This is a genomic window from Bacteroidota bacterium (assembly GCA_038746285.1).
GTDB lineage: Bacteria > Bacteroidota > Rhodothermia > Rhodothermales > JANQRZ01 > JANQRZ01.
In genome coordinates this window covers 1-22,057 of sequence record JBCDKT010000061.1, presented here as the reverse complement: position 1 = coordinate 22,057, position 22,057 = coordinate 1, and the positions used below count along the sequence as shown (strand labels likewise).

The window sequence follows — 22,057 nt, the reverse complement described above, 5'->3', positions numbered from 1 at the left end:
CGAGATGGCCACGGAGGTCGAGGCGTGGGTCGGGTTGCGCAACACTGAGGCAGGCACGGTCGAGTGGCAGTTCACAACCGACGACGCGCGGCGGACGCTGAGGCGGCTCTACCCGACAGTGTGAAGCGGTCACAGTACTAGTCCGTGCCGGTGACACCTCTCGGCTGCGCAAGGTGGGGCGGACGAAGCGGTTAGAAGGCGATGAGCTTTCCGCCCGGTTCCTCCACGACCGGCTCGTGATGGAGTACTCGGAGAACGGGTCGCGCTGGGCGGACCTCCACCCGGCCGTCGTTCGGATCCTAGACCGAAGGGACCCGGTGGTCCCCCGTCCATAAGAGAGCGATGGCACAGCCGTTCGTTTCGTCCCCGCCCGATGTCCGTCCAGGCGATCCCGGCGCTTTAGACCGGCTGATGGAGTGGGCGGCGGACCGATCGCTCCAGATTGCGAAGAGGCTGGGGACTCCCGACGACTCGGGTCTGGAGCCAGAGGACATCGCAGCGGAGGCCGTCGAGCGGCTCTTCACGAGGTACAACGACAATCTCGTCCCGAGAGAACCCGACCCGTCCCTAATGGACGCGTATCTCCGGGCCATAGTGACCCGTGTGTATACCCAACAGCGGATGCGGGCGGCCCAGAGCACGATCTCTCCAGAGGTTGAATGGCTATCCAGCGACTCCTCGCCGGAGACGGATATCCTCGGGACGGAGGTCTTCGACGCATTGTACCGCGCCGTTGAACGGCTCCCGCCAGCGACGCGCGAGGTCGCCACCCTCGGGCTTCTCCAAGGGCTGGATACAGGAGACATCGCCGAACACACGGGTAAGTCCCCAGCGACGGTCAGGACGTACGCTAAGCGGGCGCTGCGAGCGCTGCGCCGCGACCGATACCTACTGGAGGCACTTGGGTACGAGGGGAGCACTGAGTTCTCATCTACATCCGTCGTATCACGAGAGGAGAACGTCGCGCTGACGGAACCGGTCGTTGCGCCCGTTGTCGTCTCCGGGGAGCGGACGCGTGGGGAGGTAATCCGCCTAGCCCGTGCGGTCACGCGGAGCGACGGGTTCGCCCTGTTCTTCGCCGTGGGGCTGGAGCACTCGGCAAGCCGAGTGCTCGGCGCGCTCGCGTTCCAGGTGAAGCGCCCTATCGTCGAGGTGGACGTGGCCGACGCTCCGGATGATGTCACATCGCTCGACGGGTGGCTCACAGAGGCGCTGGAATCGACTGAACCGGCGGCGGGCGTGTTTCTCCGCGGGCTTGAGCGGTACGTGTTGGTAGAGAGGGCGCTGGATCGTCCGGGGGTATTGAGCTCGGTGAACTGGCGGCGTGGCGCGCTGGCGGCCTTAGGTCGCCCGCTCGTGGTGTGGGTGTCTGAGTCCGCGCTGACGACCATTGCGAGGTACGCGTCGGACCTGTTTGACTGGAGCAGCGGGGTGTATTCGTTCTCGGGTGACAGGGTAGAGAGGGACTCCTGAGGCCAGTGGTGGTCCGACCTCTCGGCTAAGTCGGGTTCGTACGAACGAGTGTCCTATTCCGGCGCCCGAGCTGACAGGTGTTTGGGTAGCCAATGGTTAAGAGGTCGTGTCCGGAATGTGGACAACCGAAAAGGCGAGAGTGGATGTGCCGCGGGCACTCTGGTCACGGCACCCAAAAGAAAACCCTCCGGCGCTCGTTCACCTTTTCTACTCATTCCCACTTACTAGAGTGAGTGAGGGGCCAGAGGCCGCGCGAACCGCAACGCTTCGCCCCCCTCATTCTCACCCACGCGGGAACGGCTACTCCGCGCCCCACCACAGAAGCAGCCGGCTGACAGGCACACTCCCATACCCCGCACTGCTATGCAGCCGTCACCTACCCCCGAACAAGAGTCCTACACGGACTTCCTCCACCTTCATCTGCGGTCCGAGTCCGACTTCCTTCGGTCGGTTATCCTTCAACTCGATGGAATTCTCGGCGACACCTCCGGGCCCTCCACCGGAGAGACAATTGCGATCGAGACACTTACGGATCTCTTTCTCTATGCTCGAGACAAGGGTCGCCCTGAACCGCCCCGGGTTTGCCGGAGGCTTGGTTACGTAAGTGCCGCTTCGGTGGCCTGAGCCCCCTGGCGACGGTAGTAGTCGGCTTCGTACTCGGCGGGCGGAAGGTACCCGAGCGGCTCCATCAGCCGCCGCTCGTTGAACCACCACACCCATTCGAGCGTGGCGAGCTCGACGTCTTCGAGCCCTCGCCACGGGCCGTCGTGCCGGATGACCTCGGTCTTGTAGAGGCCGATGACGGACGCGCCGGGGAGCGGGGTCCCCTCGTGCTCGTCGGTCACGCGGACGGTGAGGGCGTGGGGGGGGGGTCTGGGCGGTGGTGGGGGCGGCGAGCACGCTGGCGGCGAGCGCCAGCAGGAGGAGGGCGGACTTCAGGAGGGCGGACCCTTTCGGGGTCCGGGACCCCGTGGGGGTCCGGTGCGGGAGCGGCATGGGTCGGGGCGTGCGGCCACGGGCGCCCCTACGGCGCCGCGGCTCGTGTCTGGCGGGGCAACGGGAGAGTGGGCGCCTGCAGAGCGCCCGGCCGCCGTCGAGGCGGCGGCTACCCCCGCGGCGGGTGCCAGACCGGGTCCGCGCCCCCGACACCCGGCGAGGGCTCCGGTGCCCCCCCGCCGAGCCTCGCGCCCTCTGGGCCGTCCGCCCACGCGGCCCGTGCGTCGAAGGCGGCCCGCGTGCAGCACGAGACGCACGCGGCGCAGGCCCCGGGGTCCGGGCACGGGCTCTCGGGGCCACACGGCTCGGGCGGGCACTCGTGCCCAGGTACTCCCTCATGCTCGTCGTCCGCCCCGCAGCAGCCGTCCTCGTGGGCCGGCGCCCCGGCCGCGCTCTCCTCGACCGGGTCCACCCCAGCGGCCCCCGCCGCGGCTACTCGAGAGAGACCGTCCGCCGGGGGGGCGGCGAGGAGCGAGAGGAGGGCGAGGACGGCGGCGAGCATCACCCGAAGATCGCACCGCTCACGGCCCGGGCGGGGCCGGGTCCGCTACGATGACATTTTACACGTATCCCGAAGGTCCCCCCAGTTGCGGGCGGAGGGCCACGAGGTCCGGGACGAAGACGTGGCCCGGCTCTCGCCGCTCGGGACCGAGCACGTCAACGTGCTGGGCCGGTACCACTTCGAGCTCTCGGAGCCGGTCGCGCGCGGGGAGCTCCGGCCGCTCCGGGACCCGGCGGCGCCTGACGAAGGGTAGCCTGCCTAACGTCCGGTCACGCCCCGTCTACCGTACAGGACCGTTCCATTGATTGTCGGAGCCCATGATCTCGACGGCCAACTCGACGCCGGCGTCGCCGGTGGACTCGGCGAGCGCATCCCACATCGAGTCGGCGGTGCCGAAGATGTGGACATGCGAGAAGCGGTCGGGCGCGAGGTCGAGGATAGCCTCACCGACGAACGGCGTCTCGACCGGCCCGCTGACGAACTGCCCGTCGGCGCCGGCGAAGGCGTAGCGAGTGAGGCGGTACGCGCCTTCGCGTGCGTCTGCGACCGGGCCGGCATCGGCCGGTGCGGGCCGAAGGGCACCTGTACCGAGGAAGAGGACGAGGTGGTGAGCCATACGCGCGAGCGGGGTGTCCGTTAGGGTACGGCGGGTGGCGCCGCCGCGTCGATCTCGAGGAGCGACGTGAGGACGACGCCGCTCCCGAGGGTGGAGCGAGATCGGGGCGGGTGGCCGTCACGGTGGAGCTCGGCGACGGAGTACGTCCCGGTGTCGAGGTTGACCGCGCGCAGGGCGCCGTAGTCGTTGACCAGACGCGCGGCCAGCGCAGCGAGCGTGAGGGCGTCTGGCGTCGAGTCGTAGACGGCGGCGGTCCCCGCAGGGGTCTCGAAGAGCGCGCGCCGGACGGCGCGGGCCTCCGACGCGTTGTCGGAGACGGCGGACCGGCCCCGGCGGACCACGAGGTGCTGCTGGAAGAGGGTGAGCCCGGACGCCTCGGCCGCGCGCAGGACGTCGGTCCAGGCCTCGGGCGTGGCCGCGAGGTCGAGCCGTCGGGAGCCGAGCCGGAGGGCGGAGGCGTCGAGGACGCGGACGGAGCGGTCGCGCCCGACGACGACGACGCCGTCCCACGACTGGGGGGCCGCGTTGCGGACGCGGCCCTCGTGGACGAAGACGCCAGCGGGCCAGACGAGGGACGAGGTGTAGGCGGCCGTGACGAGCCACCGACCGGGAGAGCGAGCTGCGTCGCGGCGGCGGCGGTCGAGGAAGCCGGCGGACTGATCGGCGTTGAACGAGACGGAGACGCGGCCCCGGCCGTGGTCGGGGAGGACGACGAGGAGAGCGGGGTCGGCCGCGCCCCACCGTTCGGCGACCGAATCTGCCCGCGGCGCCGCCCAGACCTGATCGAAGGCGTGGGCGTAGTCGGCCGGGAGGGCGCGGGGCGGGTCGACGGGGCGCCCGGAGCGGACGGCGGCCCACAGGGCGTCGTGGGCCTCGGCGACACGGCCGTCGTCGAGGATCGCTCCGAACGCGGTCTTCCGCTCGGACGGGTCCGCAGGGGCTAGCGCGACCCAGGCCGCAGCGACCCCCAGGGACACGGCAGCAGCCACCGCGATGTGCAGCGACCGGGGGGAGCATCGCCGAGGCCGAGGGCGCGCGGGGGTCTCTGGCGCGCCGTGAGCCGGCGCGACGTGCACCATAGAGCCTGGGGAATCCGCCGGGCGGGACGAGTGGTCAGAGGTCGGCGTGCTCATCGGGTATAGAGGAGGAGGTTGGTGGCCCTGTTGAGGGGGGTCGGCCCGTGGACGTCGGAGTGGGGGCGGCCCTGGTCGTCCCAGAGCTGGAACACGTTGTAGGAGCCGACGTCGAGGTTGAGGAGGGTCTCGACGCGGAGGTCGCGGGCCTCGAGGAGGTCCTTGGCGTCGGCCGCGGCGTCGGCGAGGGCGGTCGGCCGGGTGAGGTCGAGGACGACGTGCTGGACGGCGCCGCGCGGGGTCCGGACGAGGGCGAGGAGCCGGCGCTCGCGGGCCTCGCGCGGGGCCTTGGCGGGGTCAATCCGGAGGCGACCGCCGAAGGCGAGGAGTTGGGTCTGGAAGAGGGTCACGCGGTGACGCCTGGCCCACGAGAGGAGTGCGCCGTAGTCGACGAGGCTGGCGAACGGCCGGAGCACGAGGGCTCGGCGACCGTCCTGGACGCGGACCACGCCGCCGCCGAGGTCGACCACGCGGACGCCGCCGCCGCGCTCGACGATGACGAGCGCGTGGCGCTCGGGCTCGAGGATGGCGTTGACGACCTCGCCCCGGTCGACCGTGAGGCCCTCGGGCTGGCCGGCGGCATTGGTGAAACCGCCCGCGAGAGCGACGGCGGGACGGCGCCCGGCGGTCTGGGCGTCGGCGGTCGCGCGAGCGGCGACGGTCGGGTGGCGACCTGAGCGGGCGACGTAGTGGGCTTGGAGAGCGGGCCGGTCGAGCCAGACGGCGTGCCCGGCGCGGGCGGTGCCGTCCCAGAGCGAGAACGCGTGGACCCGGCCGCCGGCGTAGCGGCCGGCGTCGCGGAGGGTGTAGCGGGTCCGGCCGGCGCCGCCCGCGGCCGTCCCCCAGAGCCGTTTCCAGAGGTAGCCGACGCGGCCGGCGCGGAGGTTGCGCCAGAGCTTGTCCCACGACGACTCGGGCCGCTCGATGTAGACGTCGTTGGCCGCGAGGCGGTCAACGAGGGGCTCGTGATCGTCGAGGTCGAGCCGCCCGGCCTCGGCCTCGGCCTCCATGTAGCGAGCGACGCGCCCGAGGTGGTAGTAGCCGACGACGCGGTAGACGGCGTCGCCGTGAACGGTGCCCGTGGGTCGGCCGCGGAGGTACGCCTCGCCGATGGCGACGTTGGCCGCGAGGCCCGCGTGCGAGAGCGGGTAGTGCCGAGCGAAGGCTTCGGCGAGGGCGTAGACCCAGCGGTCGCCGACGTCGTCGCCGCGGTCGCGGAGGCGCCAGAGCGTGCGGCGGTCGCGCTGGACGCGCGCGAGGTCGGTGTAAGCGACGTGCCGGAGGTAGCCGGCGTAGTCGAAGGAGGCGACGAGGGCCGCGTTCGACTGCGCTCGGTTGGCGCGCACGTGGGCCTCGACGAAGGGGGCCGTCTGCGCCTCTGGGGCTGAGGCGCCGAGCCCGACGACGAGAGCGAGGAGGAGCGCTCGGGCCGCGCGCCAGGCGGCGAGGGCGGGGCGCGTGCGCGGGACGCCGTCGATGCCGCCCCTGTCGGCGGCCTTCCGGAGGGCGTCGTCGGTGAGCGTCCGGCCCTCGAACAGGGCGCGGACGCCGGCCCACGTGGCCGGGAGCGACGGGGGCAGGCCGAGCAGGGCGTGCCAGGCGTCCCACGTCCGGGCGGGCTCGCCCTGGTGGACGCCGTAGGCCGGCTGAAGGAGCGGGTCCTCGAGGAGCAGGAAGGCGCGGAGGGCCGGCTTGCTGAGGCCGAGCCCGACCCAGTCGCGGTCGCAGAGGACGCGGAGGAGGGCTTGCCGAAGCGTCGTGTCTCGGTCGCCAGCGGCGGCGGCCTCGATGACCTCGGCAGCCGACCGCTGCTCGGCCGCGAGCAGCGGCTCATCCGTGGCGTCCGTGGAGGCGACGAGCCACGCGCGGTCGTCGCGGCTGGCCGAAGCCTCGGCAGCGCGGCCCTCGCCGTCGAGGGCGTCGTGCCCGGTGGCGAAGGCGAGCCTGGCGCTCTCGGCCCGGACGGGGGCGAGCGCGCCGTCGGCGTCGCGGGCGAGCGCCCACTCCATGTCGTCGACCGTCGGGACTCGGCCGAGGGTCCGCTCGAGCCGGTCGCGGCGGCGGCGGAGCTCGGCGAGGGTGTCTCGTCCGAGGCCCGTCCGGGTGTCCTGGGCCTCCTGACGCGAGGCCGCACGGCGGAGCCGCGTGCGCACCTGAGCGCGGAGAGAGCCGGCGGCCTCGCCGTCTCGGACGGCGTCCGCGATCGCCAGAGCGATCTCCTCGCGGAGGGCGCCGACGACCTCGGAGGAGGGGTCCGTCTCGGCGGCCCGCTCGGAGGTCCAGAGCGTGTGGCCGACGAGCGGGTCGAGCCACGCCGTGAGCGCGTTCTCGGCGAGCGCCCGGTCGGTCGTGCCGAGGTCCGGGTCGCGGAGGGCCGCGAGGAGCCGGTCTGCGGCGTCGCGGGCAGCCTCGCGCGAGGCCGGCGAGCGGAGGGCGACGGCCCAACGGTAGACGGGCGAGCGCTCGGCGCGCTCGGAGGGGGCCTTGACGGCCGGGTTCTCGAAAGACTGCGTCACGCCCTCGGGGGGAGGAGGACCGCCCGGAAGCCGGGCGACGCAGGCCGTCGAGGGACGGGGGGCTCCGCCGGGTCGTGGCGGGGCGGCCGGCCCTCAGCGGGACTCTGCGATGGAGCGAGTCATCCGCCGTGGGGGCGTGCGTGTGCGTCAGTCGAGAGAGAACAGGGCGGGCGCAGGGCGTCCGCCGAGGAGAACATACAGTCGAACGGGGGCCGGAGTTGCAGAACCGCGGGTCGCCTGTCAGGGACCCCGTGCCGCTCGCTCACCGAGTGGCCGCTCGCGTCAGAAACCGGACACGGTTCTCTGCGGGCACATTCGGCTTCACAGGACTATCATGTTCGACCCTCTCTCCTCACGATGGCGTCCCAGGCCGGCCTCGGCGATCGACTAAGCGACCACAGGGTCCGCCACCTCGTTGTGTTGGTTGGGTCGAACCCGCTCCCGAATTTTGTGGCGGCCCGGCTGCTCCTGGAGCCTGGGGGGCACCTTTCCCTCGTGCACAGCGAGAGCGGGGTGATGGTGGACGGTGCGGAGCGGGGCACCCGAGAGGTCGCGGAGCGGATCAAGGACGTGCTCAGGCAACCGACAGGGGGGCGAACGGCAGGGCAGCCGTTCTACCAGTTGAGTCCCGACGAGGTGGACGAGCGGGTTCACCTCGTCCCATTCAAGGACCCGTCGAACAGCGTCGACATCGCCCGCGCCGTGGGGAAGGCGATGGCCGACGGGCGGGAGCGAGACCCAGATGGGACGGTCGGGCTCCATTACATAGGCGGGACCAAGCCGATGAGCGTGTACGCCGTTCTCAAGGCGTTCGTGGACGGGAACGGCGTCTCGTTCTCACACCTCGACGCCCGAAAGCTCGAGATGGTTGTTGATGCGGCCGATCCGTTCAAGGACCGCCTTGATCCGGTGTATGTGGGCGATCTCGACGTGGTGAACCGAGAGGACCTGCTCCGCCTTCACGGGTGGAAGCGGGAGCCGCAGTACTACACGGCCGGCTCCGTCGAGCACGACGCGCTCGTGCGCGTGGCGAGGGTGTACCTGGCCCCCTTCATGCGGCTCATGGAGGCAGATGGTCAGGACGGTGAGGGCGAGCGCGTGCGGTTTCGGCATTCGCACGCCTGGGGATACCAGATGTGGCACGTTAAGAACGGACTTAGCACGTGGTCAGGCTACTGGTCGGGGCCGGACCCTAACCCTGTCCGCGAGCGGACACGGTTCCGAGACGGCAGGCCAGCCAGTACGCTGTACATCCCCGCTCTCGGCAGCGCGAGCAGGAGCGTTCCGGACTGGGTGCGTGGCGCGGAGAATCGCCACCTCGTAGCGGGGGCAGAGGCCGACGTCTCGGATGCGCTCGGGGAGGTTCAGCACGCGCTTGTAGAGGAGGTCCGCGCTTTGCTCCCCACGGACCAAGAGGCCACGGACGGGCAAGACCGGTTGTGGCTGGTGCGGGCTGCGCAGGCGCTCGGCTTCCACAAACGGAACCGCGAGGAAGACGTGTGGGTGGGCGACCTGCTGCGGTGGCTCCGGGGATCGTGGCTGGAGTCGCTCGCGCTCGACGCGCTCGTCCGTGCGGAGGACGACCTCGGCCTGCACGGCGTGGCGTGGAGCGTCGAGAGCCGACCCGACATTCAAGCCTTAAGGACTGACGACGGAACGGACGACTACGACAAGTTCGAGTTGGACGTAATGGCGCTGCGGGGGTACCAGTTGTTCGCCGTCTCGTGCACGACCTCGCAAGGCAAGTCCGACGTGAAGAAGAAGCTGTTCGAGGTGCTCCACCGGGCACGCCAAATCGGTGGGGACGAGGCAAGGGCGGCGGTCGTCTCGGCCGTTCGGAACCCGGCGGCCGTCCAGAACGAGTTGTACGCGACGTACGGGCTGGGTCCGCAGGTCCGGGTGTTCGGACTGCACGACCTGCCCCACCTGGGTACGAAGCTGCCCGAGTGGATCCGGGACGCCTCGCGGATCGGGACGTGACGGCCGCGCTGCTCCTGCTCGACGTGGCCGCCACGCAGTCCTACGTGTTTCGCTCGAACGCGCTGCGGGAGGCAGCCGGCGCGTCGTACCTGGTGGACGCGGCGACGCGGGCGTGGCTGTTCGACGCGCTCGACGGTCGGCTCGACGGCCGGCACAACGCGGTCCGAGATCGTTGGGCAGCGGACCCCTACGACCCGGACGTGACGCTGGCGGCGGACGGCGCGCGGGCCGAGGTGGTTACGGCGGGCGGCGGGACGGCGACCGTCCTGTTTCGGGACCCCGACGACGCGAGGGCGGTGGCGCGAGACCTCTCGTATCGAGTCCTGAAGCAAGCACCTGGGCTCGACCTCGTCGCGACGGTCCACCAGGTTGAGGGCCTCTTCGAAGGGGGAAGCTTCTACGCCACGCTCGTCGCGGCACGGGCGGCGCTCGCACGGCACAAGGCCGGGCGCGCGCGTCCGACGTGGCCGACGGCGCTCGGCGTCACGCGCGAGGGGGACTCGACGGGGACGCCGGTTGTGGGGATGGCGGGCGAGGTCACAGACAAGGTCACGGACGTGCCCGAGAGGATGCGAGCGAAGCGGGTCTCGGCCGAGACGGCCGCGAAGCTCCGGGTCGTTGCGGGCGGGCCGAGATCGGACGTGGGGCGGAGGTTGCACGCGATGGTCCCGGCGCCGGACGGGTTCGGGTACGCGCTCGACGTGGAGGAGGCCGTCGGGACGGCCGAGGACCATCGGCACCTGGCCGTCGTCCACGCCGACGCCGACGGGCTAGGCGCGACGGGGAGCTTGGTAGGAGAGGGGCTGGCCGACGCCGAGGCAATCCGGGCCGTTCGGTCGTTCTCCGTCGCTGTCGCGCAGGCGACCAACGATGCACTGGGCGACATCGTCAACGGTCTCGCAGAGGCGTTCGAGCCGGTCACAGATGCGAACGGACGCAGGCGGTGGGTGCTGAGGCACGAGGGGTCCAGGCGACGCTCGACGGTGCTGGAGCTCGTAACGGCCCGCGACGGCGCGCCGCTCTTGCCGTTCCGGCCGATCGTGTCGGGCGGCGACGACGTGACGTTCGTGGCCGACGGCACCCTGGGCCTGAGCTTGGCGGCGCGCTATGCCGAGCGGTTCGCGCACCACGCGCGAGGGGGCGTGCTGGAAGGACTGTCGCTCTCCGCGTCGGCGGGTGTGGCCGTCGTGGGCGTCCGGTCGCCGTTTGCGCGGGCGTATGGGCTGGCGGACGCGCTGTGCAAGCGGGCGAAAACGTACCGGGCCGAGCTGCTGCGGGAGCTGAAGGAGCGGGGTGAACTCGACGACGGCCGACCGGCGATGGCGCTGGGCTGCCTCGACTGGTTGGAGGCGGTCGGCGGGACCGAGCACGACGTCGAGGCCGCCGTGCAGGGCGCGACGACGGCCGTCTACGCCAGCGGCGGGGGGGCACCCCGGTTGGCGCGGCTGACGCTGCGACCTGTGACGGTGGGGACGAGCCCGGTCAAGGCCGAGCGTTCGTGGCCCGTCGTCTGCGACGGCGTGCGGGCGTTCCAGTCCTCGGGGGTCTGGTCGCGCCGACAGCAGGGCGTCCTCGCAGACGAGGTGTTGCCCAGGGGGGAGGACGCGGCGAAGCGTCACGTCCAGAACGTGGGCCTGCCCCTCCCTCCCCTTCCCTCTCTCGATCCCCCTGGGAAGTACGCGGACGGCTCGCTGACCCCGGGGAACCGGTCGCCCTACGCCGACGCGCTCGGGCTCGCCGACCGCGTAGTGCTTCTCTCGGACGACCCATGAGCGAGCCGTACGTCTTGCGCATCGTCCTGCGCTCCGGGGCCACATTTGGTCGCGGCGTCCGGACGCCGTCCGTGGACGTCGAGACGGACCGGGACCCGGACACCGGGCTACCGTTCGTGCGGAAGTCGGTGGTGCGCGGGCTGATCGTGGAGGGATGCGCCGACGTGCTGTACGCCCTGCGCGAGCGCGGCCTGCCGTCGACGGCGTACGAGCCGCTGCGCGAGGCGGCCGGTCGGCTGTTCGGACGGCCGGGGTCGCGGGCCGAGTGCGAGGGCGCGCTGACGGTCGGGCGGGCCGAGCTGCCCGATGCGTACCGCCGGGCCGTGGCGGCGGCCGTCGCGAAAGACGCGGACGGGTCGTTGGTCCGGGGCGAGGCGCTGGCGGCACACGCCACGGTGCGGTGGTCGACCGCGAACGACGCCGAGACGGAGTCGGCCGCCGAGGGCACGCTGCGGTCGTCGCGGGTTGTGCACCGGGAGACGGCGTTTCGGGCGCCGCTCGACCCGGGAGTGAACCTCCACACCGCGGGTGAGGGGACGGCAGGCGGTCGGGTCGAGCGGGCCGTTCTCGGCGCGGCCGTGGCTGCCGTTCGCCGGGCCGGTTGGCGGCGGAGCCGGGGACGGGGCCGACTCCACCGGATCGAAGTCCGCCGGGGGGAAGGCGGCGACGATCTGGTGGGCGGCTGGCTGAACGATTTTGAGGACCTGATCACGAACCGACCATGAGCGCGCTCCCGACCTTGCACGCCGTTCGGTACCGGTTCGTGCTCCGGGACGGCGCCGTCGCGGGAGGCGCGCCGGGCGACCCGAACGCGCGCGTGTCGCTCCCGTACGTGCCGGGCTCGGCCCTGCGCGGCGTCGCGGCGCGGTCGTACGCTCGGAGCCAGGGGGACGGGGGGTTCGACGCGGCCGACGACGACCCGCGTGCGCTCCTGTTCTCGGGGGCCGTCCGGTACCTCCACGCCTATCCCGTCGCGGAGCCGACCTCGGGGGCCGCGACGAGGGCGCTCCCAGTGCCGCGGTCGTGGGTGACGGAGAAGCCGGCCCCAGGCACTCCGCTGGGTAAGCAGATGGCGATTGTGGATGCCGCGCGCTCGGAAGGCATTGACGAGGGGACGCTCTACGATCCGGTGATGGGGCCGTTCTTCGTCGGCGCGGGGGAGGCGCGGGCGCATGCCCCGTCGCGGGACGGGTCGATCCGGACGCAGCGGGACCGGACGTTTCGGCGGGCGACGCGGGACGGGGGCGCCGTGTTCTTCGTGGACCGGATCGCGCGCGGGACGGTGCTGGAGGCGGCCGTCGTCGCGGACTCGACCGAGCTAGCCGCGCGAGCCGCCGCGTTGATCGGCACGGGGATGAGGGTCGGGCGCGGGCGTGCACAGGCTGCGGTGACGCTGTTGGATGACGCGCCAATGGCCGTCACGTCCGGCGAGGCCAACGGCTTCGACGGATGGACGGACGACCTTCGAGCGGGCCGGCACACCGTGACGCTGCTTTCGGACGCCGTCGTGGAGGGACCGCACGGCCAGCCGGAGGCGTCGGCGCGCGCGTTCGGGGCTGCGCTTGCCGAGGCTCTTGGCGTCGAGGCGGTGACGGTGATGGGCGCGTTCCTGGCTCCGACGGAGGTCGGCGGGTCGAACGCCCATTTCGGGCTTCCGCTGGAGCGTCGCGTGGCGCTCGCGATGGGGAGCGTGCTCGTGTTCGAGACGCCGGGCGTGGACCGGGAGGCCGTGGTCCGCGCGCTCGCGAGCGGGCTGGGCGAGGGGACCGAGGTGGGACTGGGCCGGTTCGCCCTCGACTTCCCGCGAGGCGGGATGCCCGCGCTTGGACAGGGCGAGGCACCGGCGTTCGTCGAGCCGACGGAGGCGCCGGACCTGAGCCGCGAGGATCCAGGCGACGAGTCGCGGGTGCTAGCTCGCCGACTGGTGGACCGCGTCGTCGAGCGGCGGCTGGCGGGGCCGGTCCGGGCGCTTGCGGATCGGTGGCTACAGGACGAGAAGAAGCGACTCGTGAAGCTCACGGCGACACAACTGAACGGGCTGCGGGCCGCGGTCAATGAGGCGCGGGGGGGCGAGGGCGCGGCATCGCTGAGGGGGTACCTCAGTGCGTTGTCGCCGACCCAGAAGAGGCACTATCAGGAACTCGCTGGGTGGATTCGGGACCAGCTTGACCGGGCGGAGCCGAAGAATGGCGCCCGGCCGGCCGTGTTCGGATCGCTCGACGTCTCGAAGCTGGACAACCTCCGCGTCGGCACGCTCGGTCCGCAGCTCGACGCCGACCTCGCCCTTCGGGCCACGCTCGACGCGCTCGCGCTCATGCTGACGCAGGCGCCTCAACGACGCCGGGACCCATGACCACGACCGACCTTCCCCGGCCATCCGATGGGGCCTCGTTCTGGAGCGCCGAGAGCGCGCGCGGCGTGCGCGTGCGCGTGGTGGTCGAGGCCGTGTTCACGCTGACGCGGCCGGCGCACATCGGGTCGGGCGAAGGCTCGGCGGTGGCCGACGCCGCCGTGCTCACCGACCCGGTGGACGGGGGGCCGTTAATGCCGGGCGAGGGGCTGGCGGGGGCGCTCCGGCGGTATCTGAGAGTGCGCGAGGGCGGCTACCCGTGGCAGTTTGGGTGGGAGGAGCGGAGGGGGCGACTCGCCCACGAGCGGCTGCTGGGCGACGACCGGGACCGGGCCGGCGACGACGACGCCCTCCCCTCCCCCCTCGTCGTGGAGGACGCGCTGGGCCGGTTGCCTGAGGGGGTGAGAGCACCCGAGGTTCGGTCCTCGACGGCCATAGACAGCGAGGTCCGTGCGCGGAAGGACGGGTCGCTGCGGGACCGCGAGGCGTGGCCGGCCGGGACGACGTTTTGTCTCGGGTTCGAGCTGGTGGTGACCGAGCGCGAGGACGAGGGCGACCTCCGACGGGCGCTGGCGACGGCGATGTGGGGGCTTCACACGGGGGAGGTCCGCGTCGGCGCCAAGACGCGGCGGGGGTATGGGGCCGGTCGGCTGTCGGGCGTCCGCGTCCGGCGGTACGGCCTCGCCGAGTCGCCCGAGGCTGGACCGGACCCGCTGCTGGCCTGGCTGCGCCAGGACGGCGACCTGGCCGAGACAGAGACCGAGGCAGACTCGGCCGAGGCCGTCTGCGCGTGGCTGCTCGACGCCGACTCTGAAGAGCCCGAAGCGTGGGACCTCGTCCCCGACCGCCGAGTCCGCGTCGTGATGGATACGACGGCCCGCCCGGTGGGGCCGCTCCTGTTCGGGGGCGGGGAGGCGGGTGCGGCCGACGAGTCGTTTTTCGAGGCGCGCCACGGGGAGGACGGTCAGGTCGTGCCTGTCGCGCGAGGGACGGGGCTAGCCGGCCCGCTCCGGGCACGGGCACTCCGCGTGGCGCACGCCGTGCGTGAGGGGGACCCGAGCGCAGCCGAGCGCTGGCGGGACCGCGTGTTCGGGTTCGCCGACGGTGGAGGCAACGAGGGCGAGGCGGCGCAGGCGAGCCGCGTCCTGGTGGACGAGGCCGCCATCGAGCACGGCCGGGCTGACCTCGTCCAGTCACGGCTTCGGATCGACCCGTTCCTGGGCGGTGCGAGCGACGGGGCGCTGTTCCACGAGCGGGCCGTCACACCGCGCGACGAGACGCTGCTCCCGCTGCGCGTTGAGTTGGAGGGGCCGGAGGACCGCGACGTGGGGCTGCTGCTCCACGTGCTGCGCGACGTATGGACGCAGGACCTCGCGTTCGGGAAGGGCGAGGGCATCGGCCGAGGTCGGATCGAGGGCCGGGACGCTGCTCTCACGTTCTACGCGCCGGACGTCGGCGAGCCCCGTGTGTACAGACTCGAAGCCCGCGTTGGTAGTGCGTACCCTGACTCATTTGGGTTGTCCGTCCAGGGACCGGCGGCCGACCGGTACGGCCTCGACCTCGACGCCTACGACCGCGCGATGCGCGGCGAGCCGACGACGCCCGATACCCCATGAGACCGCCCTCGCCCGTCCGTGACGCGATCTCGGCGCTGTACGCGCCGACGCCCCTCCGGGAGGTGGTCACGACCACCTCCGAGCCTGTGCGGTTCGCGGTCGGCGCCGGAGACTCGGACCAGGCGCTCCGAAACGCGCTGTGTAAGCTCGCGGCCGAAGCGGAGGCCCATTGGTTGCTCGCCCACCTCGACGACGGCGTAGCGTGGGGCCGGTTCGAGCCCGACGGGTCGGGCGGGGTCTCGCTGGCGCTGGCGCGCGAGCTAGCCGACGACGTGGAGCGGGCCAAACGGTACAGCGCTCCGCTTCGGGCGGCGACGCTGCTGAGGGCGCGGGTGTTTGGAGAGGACGTCGAGGTCCGCGTGCGGCGGTCGCGCGACAGGTTCCGCGCGCACCGGCTCCGCGACAAGGTCGGCGACGGGGACGGCGCGTTCGAGGGGGCGCTCGACCTCGTGCACGAGGTATGGGGGCAGTGGGGCCGCCCACTGGGCGGGTCGTTCACGTACGTGGACGAGGGGCAGAAGGGGTTCGGCCACGTGCTCCCGCTCGCGCCGCCGCCGGGGTTCGCCGCCGACCCCGAGGCGGAGTTCGGTCCGGTCCGGGCGGGCTACCGGGTGCGGACGTACCTCGGCCTCTCCTCAGCGCCGGGCGACACGCCCACCAGCGGCGGGGCCGGGCTGGTCCCGGTGGCCCACCGGCTCGTCGCGCTCGGCTGGATACTCAACGACACAGACGCTCCCGATTCCGATGCCTGAGCATCAACTGACGACCCACAACCCGCCCAACGCGGGAGACGCTCGCCAGGGCACGGCGCCGTACGCCTACGTCCCTGTCGGACGGTCGGTGCTCCACGTGTGCGAGCTGCCGGCGCAGGACCGCTACCACGCGAACCGGCAAACGGGGCACGTGGACCTGGTGGTCGAGGCGCGGACGCCGGTGTACGTCCGGGGGCCTGTGTCGCCGGACGACCTCGCTGCGGAGAAAGCGGAGCAGGCCCTCCGCGACGACGACAAGAGCGGTAATGCTCAGCGCATTCGGGACGCCGCTAGCAAGGCCCGGAAGATGCGGGACGCCTTCTACCACTCGGGCGACCCTGCCCGTCCGGTGATCCCCGGCTCGTCGTGGCGCGGCGCCGTGGGCGGGCTACTGACGACGCTGAGCTACGGTCGTCTGCGCGGGCTGTCTGACACCCCAGTCACGTTCCGGACGGCGGTGACGAACCCGAAGGTGATGAAGCGGACCAAGGACGGACGCCTCGTGGAAGACCCCAGGTTTCACGAGTTGGCCGGACTGTATCAGTCCGTGATTCCCAAGAATGCGCCGAACGTGCTTGCCGGGTTCGTTGGCCGCGATAAGGGAGGCTGGTTCGTCGAGCCTCCTGACCCGATAGGTGAGGCTCAATGGGGGGACCGGATGAAGGGCAAAAGGGCGGAGGGAGAAGGAACGTACGCGCGGGTCCACGCAGCTAATGTTGATAACACTCCGAACATCACGGGGCAGGGAGAGCGTCTCAACCCAGGATCTGAGAAGGGCACGATGGAGGACGTACCCGACGTCTCCCGAAAGGGTCGGGCATACAAGCCCGGGCAGTACAGGGTGCGATTTACGCACAACGACTCCACGCCCAAAGGAGGGTCGCTGACTCTCCACACGACAGGAACCCTAGGCGAGCCTGGCGTCCTCGTGTTTCCCGGCAACATGGTAGAGTTGGGGAGCGGGCGGCCCCGGAAGTCCGCGTACCTCGTGCGCGGGACGGCCCCGAGTGGGACGCCCCTAAGTAGGGAGAGGGGCCAGCATGCGGTCGCCCTCCTCCCTGCTGCTGTCAAAGCCTACCAAGCGAGTCTCACCGACTGGCAGCGGGAGCACTACGGCGAGAGTGGAGGCATCGAGGTAGGCCGAGTACTCTTCTACGTCGATCCCAACTCCCACGGGGAGTGGGTGAAGCGAGCGGTCACGTCGGACGAGGCAAAGCACGTGCTGTTCTTCGGGACGACGCCGTACTTCCGTCAGGTCTACCTCCGTCCGAACGCAGGGACGTACACACCGGCCTCGCCGCAGGCTCTCTACGACGAGATGCTGGAGGCAGCGGGGGACAAGCGTACGGCGCCTGACTTGCCAGAGGCCGTGCTCGGGTTCGCGGAGCCCCGGTACGGGGGGCGCCGGTTCACGCTCGTCGGCGTCGACCCACCCGACAGCGCGGACAAGACGCGTCCGCTCCGGGAGGTGTACGCCGGTCGGGTCACGTTCGACGACGCCCCGCTCGTGTCGAACCCGGAGGGTGCCGCGACGCCGTTCTTGAGCGACCGGGAGCTCCAGCTCCGGGTGCTCAGTTCGGGGTCGTCGGCGTACTTCCCGAACGTGCTCGCGCAGGGTGACCCGCGGAAGGGGAAGCTGGACGACTGGTCGAGCGCGTCCGCGACGTTGGCGGGGCAGCGGCGGCAGATGCCGCAACGCCCCCGAGACACGCCGGCGGGGTCCGTCGCTCGGGGGGACGTGAAGAACAAGGATTGGTTCGACCACGCGCTCCACCCGGCGACGGGCGCGACGGGAGACGCTCAGGCAGAAGACGACCCCAAGGCGGATATGCTGGCACCGCCCGTCCGACCGGTCGCGCCAGGTACTCAGTTCTCTTTGCGGGTCCGGTTCGAGAACCTCTCCACCGTCGAGTTCGGCGCGCTCCTCTCGGCGCTCGTGCCCCACGACGCGCGGCACCCTGAGCGGCGGCTGGTGCATCGGGTCGGGATGGCGAAGCCGTTCGGGTTCGGGGCGCTGCGCGTCGAGGAGGCCTGGCTGACGCTCACCGACCGGTCGGCGCGCCCGGCCGACGGGGACGCGCCGGCCGGGCGCTACGGGTCGCTGTTCGAGCGGAACGACGAGGGGCAGGTCGTCGGGTGGCACACCGGTCAGCGTGAGCCGGAGGATCTGCTAGCCGACGAGCACGCGGCGCTGCGGCGGTACGCCGGGCCGTTCGAAGCGGAGCTCGGGCGGGTCCTCGGCGAGGACCCGGCACGCGGCTGGTCGCTCTCGGAGGAGGGCCGCATCCGCGAGTTGTACGCCACGCTCGACGAGGAGGGTGCCCCGGCTGACTGGCGGACGCGCGACGAGCTCCCCAGAGAACTGCGCCCGCCGGGCCGCGACTCCGATGACCGGCGTTTCGTCGTTGACGAGGACTCCGGCTGCTCCGTCCCGAACCCGGTCTATCCATCGGTGAGCCAGCACGGCGAGTACCGCGTGCTGCCGAGCCCGACGGCGTGGTCGGATCCGAGGTGGGGGGACGCCGAGTGCGTCGCCCCCTCGGACGGCGGGGACGGAGGCGGGAATGCCCCGGCGAGTGGCCCGCCTCGTACCGAGTCCCGAGGCCGACCGGCGGCCCCGTCCGCTGCGGCTCCGCCTTCAGCCGCTGACATCGGGACCCGCCAGCGCGGCGTCGTGACGAAGGTGCTTCCCGGCGGCGCGGCGGGGTTCATCACCCCGGACGCCGGGTACTGGCGCCCTGCGAGGGGCGGGGTGTACGTGAGTGCTCAGGACGTGAGCGGTGTGCCCTCGCTGATGGATGGTCTCCGCCTCTCTTATCTCCTCGTCGAGGCGACGGGCGCGCACCAGGGAAAGTGGAACGCGAAGCACGCAGAGGCGGAAGAAGGTCCGAGCGGCGGGGTCGGACCCCACCGCTCGACGGAGAGGCGACCGGCAGACGTGGGCACCCCGGCACAACGAGCGGCCCATGTCGACGCGGAGCGGCCCTTCGTCGGTATCGTCAACTGGTGGGGGGTTGGGGTTGGGTTTATCCGGGTGACGACGGAGACGCGGCGCTCGATTGAGGATCGAGGGATCGCGTTCGGTTCCAAACCGGATGTGTTCGTCCGTCTTGCAAGTGTTGAGGGGGACGGCTTCAGGGAGCTCCAGAAGGGAGAGACCGTAACGTTCGACGTCAAGCGGGGGCGAGAGGGACCCGAGGCCGTCCGCGTGCTCCGGGTCGAGCGCTGACCGGCGGGGTGCCGAGCCTCAACGTGCTGTGGCAGGCGGTGGGGGCGGCGGGCCGAAGGGGTCCCCGCCAGCGGACGCGGCTCCGTCGCCGGAGGCGGCGCCGAGGCCGTCGCGTATGGCGCGGCTGTGGCCCTCGATGTCGTGGCGGGCCGCCTCGTGGTCGGCGTCCTGCGCGCGCTTACGGCGGCGGAGGTCGGCGTCGATGGCGGCGAGGCGGTCCTCGTGGTCGAGGAGAGCGCCGGCGCGGGCGCGGAGGCCGTCGAACGTGATGAAGATCACGCCCTCCATGACACAAGCGACGAGGAGCGCGATGGCGAGGGGGAACGCCTCGTAGGGGATGGGCAGGCCGAGCCCGGCGAGGAGCGCGCGGAAGGCCGAGAGGTGGGGCTGCTGGGCGAGCGGGCTCTCGCGGAAGGTCCGGTTCTCGTCGAGGTCGCGGAGCGCGTCGGCGAGGCGGCCGTCGGCGGCGCGGCGCTCGGCGGTCCACTCGGCGCGGAGCCGGTCGCGCTGGCGCTCACTCTCGCGGTACTTGCGTCCGTAGCCGGACGCTTCCTCCTCGGCCATGCGCCGCTCGAACGTGGCGACGGCGGGGCCGAACCGGTCCTCGACCGCCTGAACCTCCGCGGCGTGGGCCGTCTGGATCCGGTCGCGGGCCTCGTCACGGAGGCGTTCGGCGCCCGGCGCGTCGGTGCCGGCCGAGATGAGGAGGGCCGAGGCGAGGACCGAGAGGGCGAAGAGCCCGACGGCCGTGGCGACGCGGATGGCCGACCCCTCGCGCCCGTAGAGGACGCCCCCGACCTTGCCGCCTTCGAGGCCGACGACGAGCGCGGCGGCCACGAGTCCCCCGACGCCGAGGAGGTCGCGGAGGACGAGCCACTCGAACACGCCCGAGATGAACGCGACGAGGAGGCCGAGGCCGACGACGACGGTGTGACCAGCGAGGCCGAGGGCGTCGAGGAAGCGAGCGCGCGCAGAGCCGAGCCGGTGCCGGGCGTCGTCGGAGGCCGCGTCGGCGTCGCGGCCGAGCGGCCGGGGGCCTGGGAGCCCGGACGTCGGGCGGGGGGTGGCGTCGGGGCGTTCGGTCTCGGGACGGTCCATCGTCGATGCGGCGGCGGTTCGATGCGTGAGTGGCGCCGCCAGCCGGGAACCGGACGGGCCTGCGTCGGGGCTCGGCAGGTCAGGCGGACCGTCGGGGTCCACGTGCGCCGTCGGCGGCGGTCGTTAGCCGACGCGCGCGGACGAGAGCTCGGTGAACCGGGCGCGCACGTTGTTCATGACGTTGTGGTACTCGGCGAGGTGGGCCTCGAGCTCGTAGAGCCGGCTCTTGGCGACGTTCGGCGGGAGGCCGTCGGCGTCGAGCCGCTCGTAGGCCGTGGTGAGCCAGCCGTGGAACTGGTCCGAATACTGCTCCATCTCGCGGCGGACCTCCTCGTAGCGGGCAAGGAGGACGCGCTGGACCTCGACCTCGAGCGCCGTGCTCTGGGCGCGGAGCACGGCGTTGCCGTAGTCCTTGAGCGCGGTCTCCTTGACCTCGTGGACGGTCCGGAGCATCCGGAGCCGGTGGTCGGCGACGGCCTCGCGCGTCCGGCGGCGCGTGGTGATGACGGCGCGGCCGTCTTCGGTGAACCGGTCGAGGAACCGGGTCGGCCGGTCGATCTCGCGGCCGGCCCGGTCGCTCTGAAGCGCCGTCTCCTCGAGGTCTAGACGCGTGTCGGCAGCGTCGGCGGGGAGCGTGGAGCCCGCGAAGGGCGTGCGGGCGACGGCGAACGGGTTGGGGCGGGACACGGGCGCAGCGGGTGTGTACCGGACCAGTGGTCGCCTCGCTCGGGAACCGGACGGGGCAGAGACACAAAAGAGAGGGGGACCTCTCCCCTCCCCCCCGTTGCCCGATCGCACCCGGTCCGACGACCCGCTCGCCCCGCTGACTGCTCTACGGGCGGTCCGTTTGCAGCTTGTGTACGTCGTGACCGAGCCGTGGCAGCCGCCCCGTTGGCTGGGCCACGCACTACGTGGAGCCCTGGGATGGAGCCTCGCGCGGACGCTGTGCTCCCCCCGGTGCGGCTTGGGTGACCAAGCCGATGCGCCCGAGGATCACGCCGAGGACTGTCTGTTCCGGGAGGCGTTCCGACCGACGGTGGCCGAGCACGTCGGGCGGGCGCTCAAGACGGGGGCCGACGTGCCGCGCCCGTACGTGGTCCGCCCGCCCCTCGACGTGCGCCGCATATACGGGAGAGGAGACGTGCTAACGGCCGAACTCGTACTGCTTGGCCGGGCCGCTGCGCTCTGGCCGCACTTCGAACACGCGGCGCGTGACCTGCGCTCGAATGACCCGGCGCTCCGACCGCCGCCCCTGCGACTGGCATCCGTGCTGGACGGTCAGAGCGAGCCGCCAGGCGAGCTCGTCGGGATGCCGGCGACCTGGGTGCCGGTGGTACCCGACGAGGGTAGTGCGAGCGTAGGCCGTGTGCACTTCTTGACGCCCCTGGTCCTCCGTACGCCGAAGGACTGGGGCGCCAGCCGAGGCCAGCGGTCATCAGGAAAGCGGCGGTCGATGCGCCCCAGCGAGGTCGGGACGGCGGACGGGATGGGCCTTCTCGTTCGCTCTGTACTGAGGCGTCTCGACCAGTTGACAGCGCTGTGGGTAGACGGGGCTGAGGGGTGTATGCCTCGGCGGAGCCAGGTCCAAGCGGCGGTCCACGTGACTCGCTACGACTTGCGAAGCGTCCCGACGCGGTCTGGGACGGAGGGGGTGATGGGGTCGGTCGACGTCGAGTTCTGCACGGCTTCCGCGTCGCGGTTGCTGCGGGCGGCGAGCGTCGTTCACGCGGGGTCACAGACGACGTTGGACGGCTCGGGATGGCTCGCCGTCGCGCCAGGCGGCCGACCAATCTAGGCAGACCACCGCGGAGTGGACCCCGCGCGAGGCCGGCGTCGGCGACGTTGAACCGGCTGATGATTACGCCGTTGGTTTGTGAGCGGACCTAGTACTGTGACCGCTTCACACTGTCGGGTAGAGCCGCCTCAGCGTCCGCCGCGCGTCGTCGGTTGTGAACTGCCACTCGACCGTGCCTGCCTCAGTGTTGCGCAACCCGACCCACGCCTCGACCTCCGTGGCCATCTCG

16 protein-coding genes and 1 pseudogene are annotated in these 22,057 nt (G+C 71.9%); 11 read left to right on the top strand and 6 right to left on the bottom strand.

Annotation, left to right across the window (positions count from 1 at the left end; genetic code table 11):
• The first annotated feature begins 342 nt into the window (after positions 1–342).
• Positions 343–1,473, top strand: coding sequence for a sigma-70 family RNA polymerase sigma factor (locus AAGI91_15360; GenBank protein MEM1043991.1), 1,131 nt, complete (start codon positions 343–345; stop codon positions 1,471–1,473).
• Between the two features lie 596 nt (positions 1,474–2,069).
• Here AAGI91_15360 and AAGI91_15355 read toward each other — a convergent pair.
• Positions 2,070–2,279: pseudogene (locus tag AAGI91_15355) on the bottom strand (IS3 family transposase).
• A 527-nt stretch (positions 2,280–2,806) separates the two neighbouring features.
• Here AAGI91_15355 and AAGI91_15350 point away from each other — a divergent pair.
• A complete protein-coding gene (locus tag AAGI91_15350) occupies positions 2,807–3,025 on the top strand; it encodes a hypothetical protein (GenBank protein MEM1043990.1) in 219 nt (72 codons plus the stop codon).
• Positions 2,970–3,224: a Tn3 family transposase gene (locus AAGI91_15345; GenBank protein MEM1043989.1), complete on the top strand. Its 255-nt coding sequence runs from the start codon at positions 2,970–2,972 to the stop codon at positions 3,222–3,224. The genes AAGI91_15350 and AAGI91_15345 overlap by 56 nt, the downstream gene beginning before the upstream one ends.
• Before the next feature lie 27 nt (positions 3,225–3,251).
• Here AAGI91_15345 and AAGI91_15340 read toward each other — a convergent pair whose 3' ends face one another.
• The 3 genes from AAGI91_15340 to AAGI91_15330 form a co-directional block, all read right to left on the bottom strand.
• Positions 3,252–3,587 (bottom strand): hypothetical protein, encoded by a 336-nt coding sequence (locus AAGI91_15340; protein ID MEM1043988.1) that lies wholly within the window; start codon positions 3,585–3,587, stop codon positions 3,252–3,254.
• A 20-nt stretch (positions 3,588–3,607) separates the two neighbouring features.
• Entirely contained in the window at positions 3,608–4,564 is a 957-nt protein-coding gene (locus AAGI91_15335; protein MEM1043987.1) for a hypothetical protein, read from the bottom strand.
• A gap of 152 nt (positions 4,565–4,716) precedes the next feature.
• Entirely contained in the window at positions 4,717–7,236 is a 2,520-nt protein-coding gene (locus AAGI91_15330) for a hypothetical protein (protein MEM1043986.1), read from the bottom strand.
• A 357-nt stretch (positions 7,237–7,593) separates the two neighbouring features.
• Here AAGI91_15330 and AAGI91_15325 point away from each other — a divergent pair, with 357 nt between their 5' ends.
• Genes AAGI91_15325 through AAGI91_15295 form a run of 7 tightly spaced genes read left to right on the top strand, consistent with a single transcriptional unit; the run spans position 7,594 to position 18,935 of the window.
• Positions 7,594–9,216: a hypothetical protein gene (locus AAGI91_15325; GenBank protein MEM1043985.1), complete on the top strand. Its 1,623-nt coding sequence runs from the start codon at positions 7,594–7,596 to the stop codon at positions 9,214–9,216.
• Positions 9,183–10,988: a hypothetical protein gene (locus AAGI91_15320; protein MEM1043984.1), complete on the top strand. Its 1,806-nt coding sequence runs from the start codon at positions 9,183–9,185 to the stop codon at positions 10,986–10,988. Before AAGI91_15325 ends, AAGI91_15320 begins: the two co-directional genes overlap by 34 nt.
• Positions 10,985–11,713 (top strand): hypothetical protein, encoded by a 729-nt coding sequence (locus AAGI91_15315; GenBank protein MEM1043983.1) that lies wholly within the window; start codon positions 10,985–10,987, stop codon positions 11,711–11,713. The genes AAGI91_15320 and AAGI91_15315 overlap by 4 nt, the downstream gene beginning before the upstream one ends.
• Positions 11,710–13,341 carry a hypothetical protein gene (locus AAGI91_15310; GenBank protein ID MEM1043982.1) on the top strand — a complete coding sequence of 544 codons (1,632 nt, stop codon included), beginning with the start codon at positions 11,710–11,712 and terminating at the stop codon, positions 13,339–13,341. Before AAGI91_15315 ends, AAGI91_15310 begins: the two co-directional genes overlap by 4 nt.
• Positions 13,338–14,954, top strand: coding sequence for an RAMP superfamily CRISPR-associated protein (locus AAGI91_15305; GenBank protein MEM1043981.1), 1,617 nt, complete (start codon positions 13,338–13,340; stop codon positions 14,952–14,954). Before AAGI91_15310 ends, AAGI91_15305 begins: the two co-directional genes overlap by 4 nt.
• Complete coding sequence (gene csx19 / locus AAGI91_15300; GenBank protein MEM1043980.1) at positions 14,951–15,706, top strand: CRISPR-associated protein Csx19; 756 nt, start codon at positions 14,951–14,953, stop codon at positions 15,704–15,706. Before AAGI91_15305 ends, csx19 begins: the two co-directional genes overlap by 4 nt.
• On the top strand, positions 15,699–18,935 hold the full coding sequence (locus AAGI91_15295) for a TIGR03986 family CRISPR-associated RAMP protein (protein ID MEM1043979.1): 3,237 nt from the start codon (positions 15,699–15,701) through the stop codon (positions 18,933–18,935). The genes csx19 and AAGI91_15295 overlap by 8 nt, the downstream gene beginning before the upstream one ends.
• 18 nt (positions 18,936–18,953) lie before the next feature.
• On the opposite strand, the gene AAGI91_15290 is transcribed toward AAGI91_15295, so the two are convergent.
• Both AAGI91_15290 and AAGI91_15285 read right to left on the bottom strand, forming a co-directional pair.
• A complete protein-coding gene (locus AAGI91_15290; protein ID MEM1043978.1) occupies positions 18,954–20,033 on the bottom strand; it encodes a hypothetical protein in 1,080 nt (359 codons plus the stop codon).
• A gap of 123 nt (positions 20,034–20,156) precedes the next feature.
• Positions 20,157–20,720: a hypothetical protein gene (locus tag AAGI91_15285; GenBank protein ID MEM1043977.1), complete on the bottom strand. Its 564-nt coding sequence runs from the start codon at positions 20,718–20,720 to the stop codon at positions 20,157–20,159.
• Positions 20,721–20,997: 277 nt separating this feature from the next.
• On the opposite strand from AAGI91_15285, the gene cas6 reads away from it, so the two are divergent.
• Positions 20,998–21,828: a CRISPR system precrRNA processing endoribonuclease RAMP protein Cas6 gene (gene cas6 / locus AAGI91_15280; protein ID MEM1043976.1), complete on the top strand. Its 831-nt coding sequence runs from the start codon at positions 20,998–21,000 to the stop codon at positions 21,826–21,828.
• Positions 21,829–22,057: the final 229 nt, after the last annotated feature.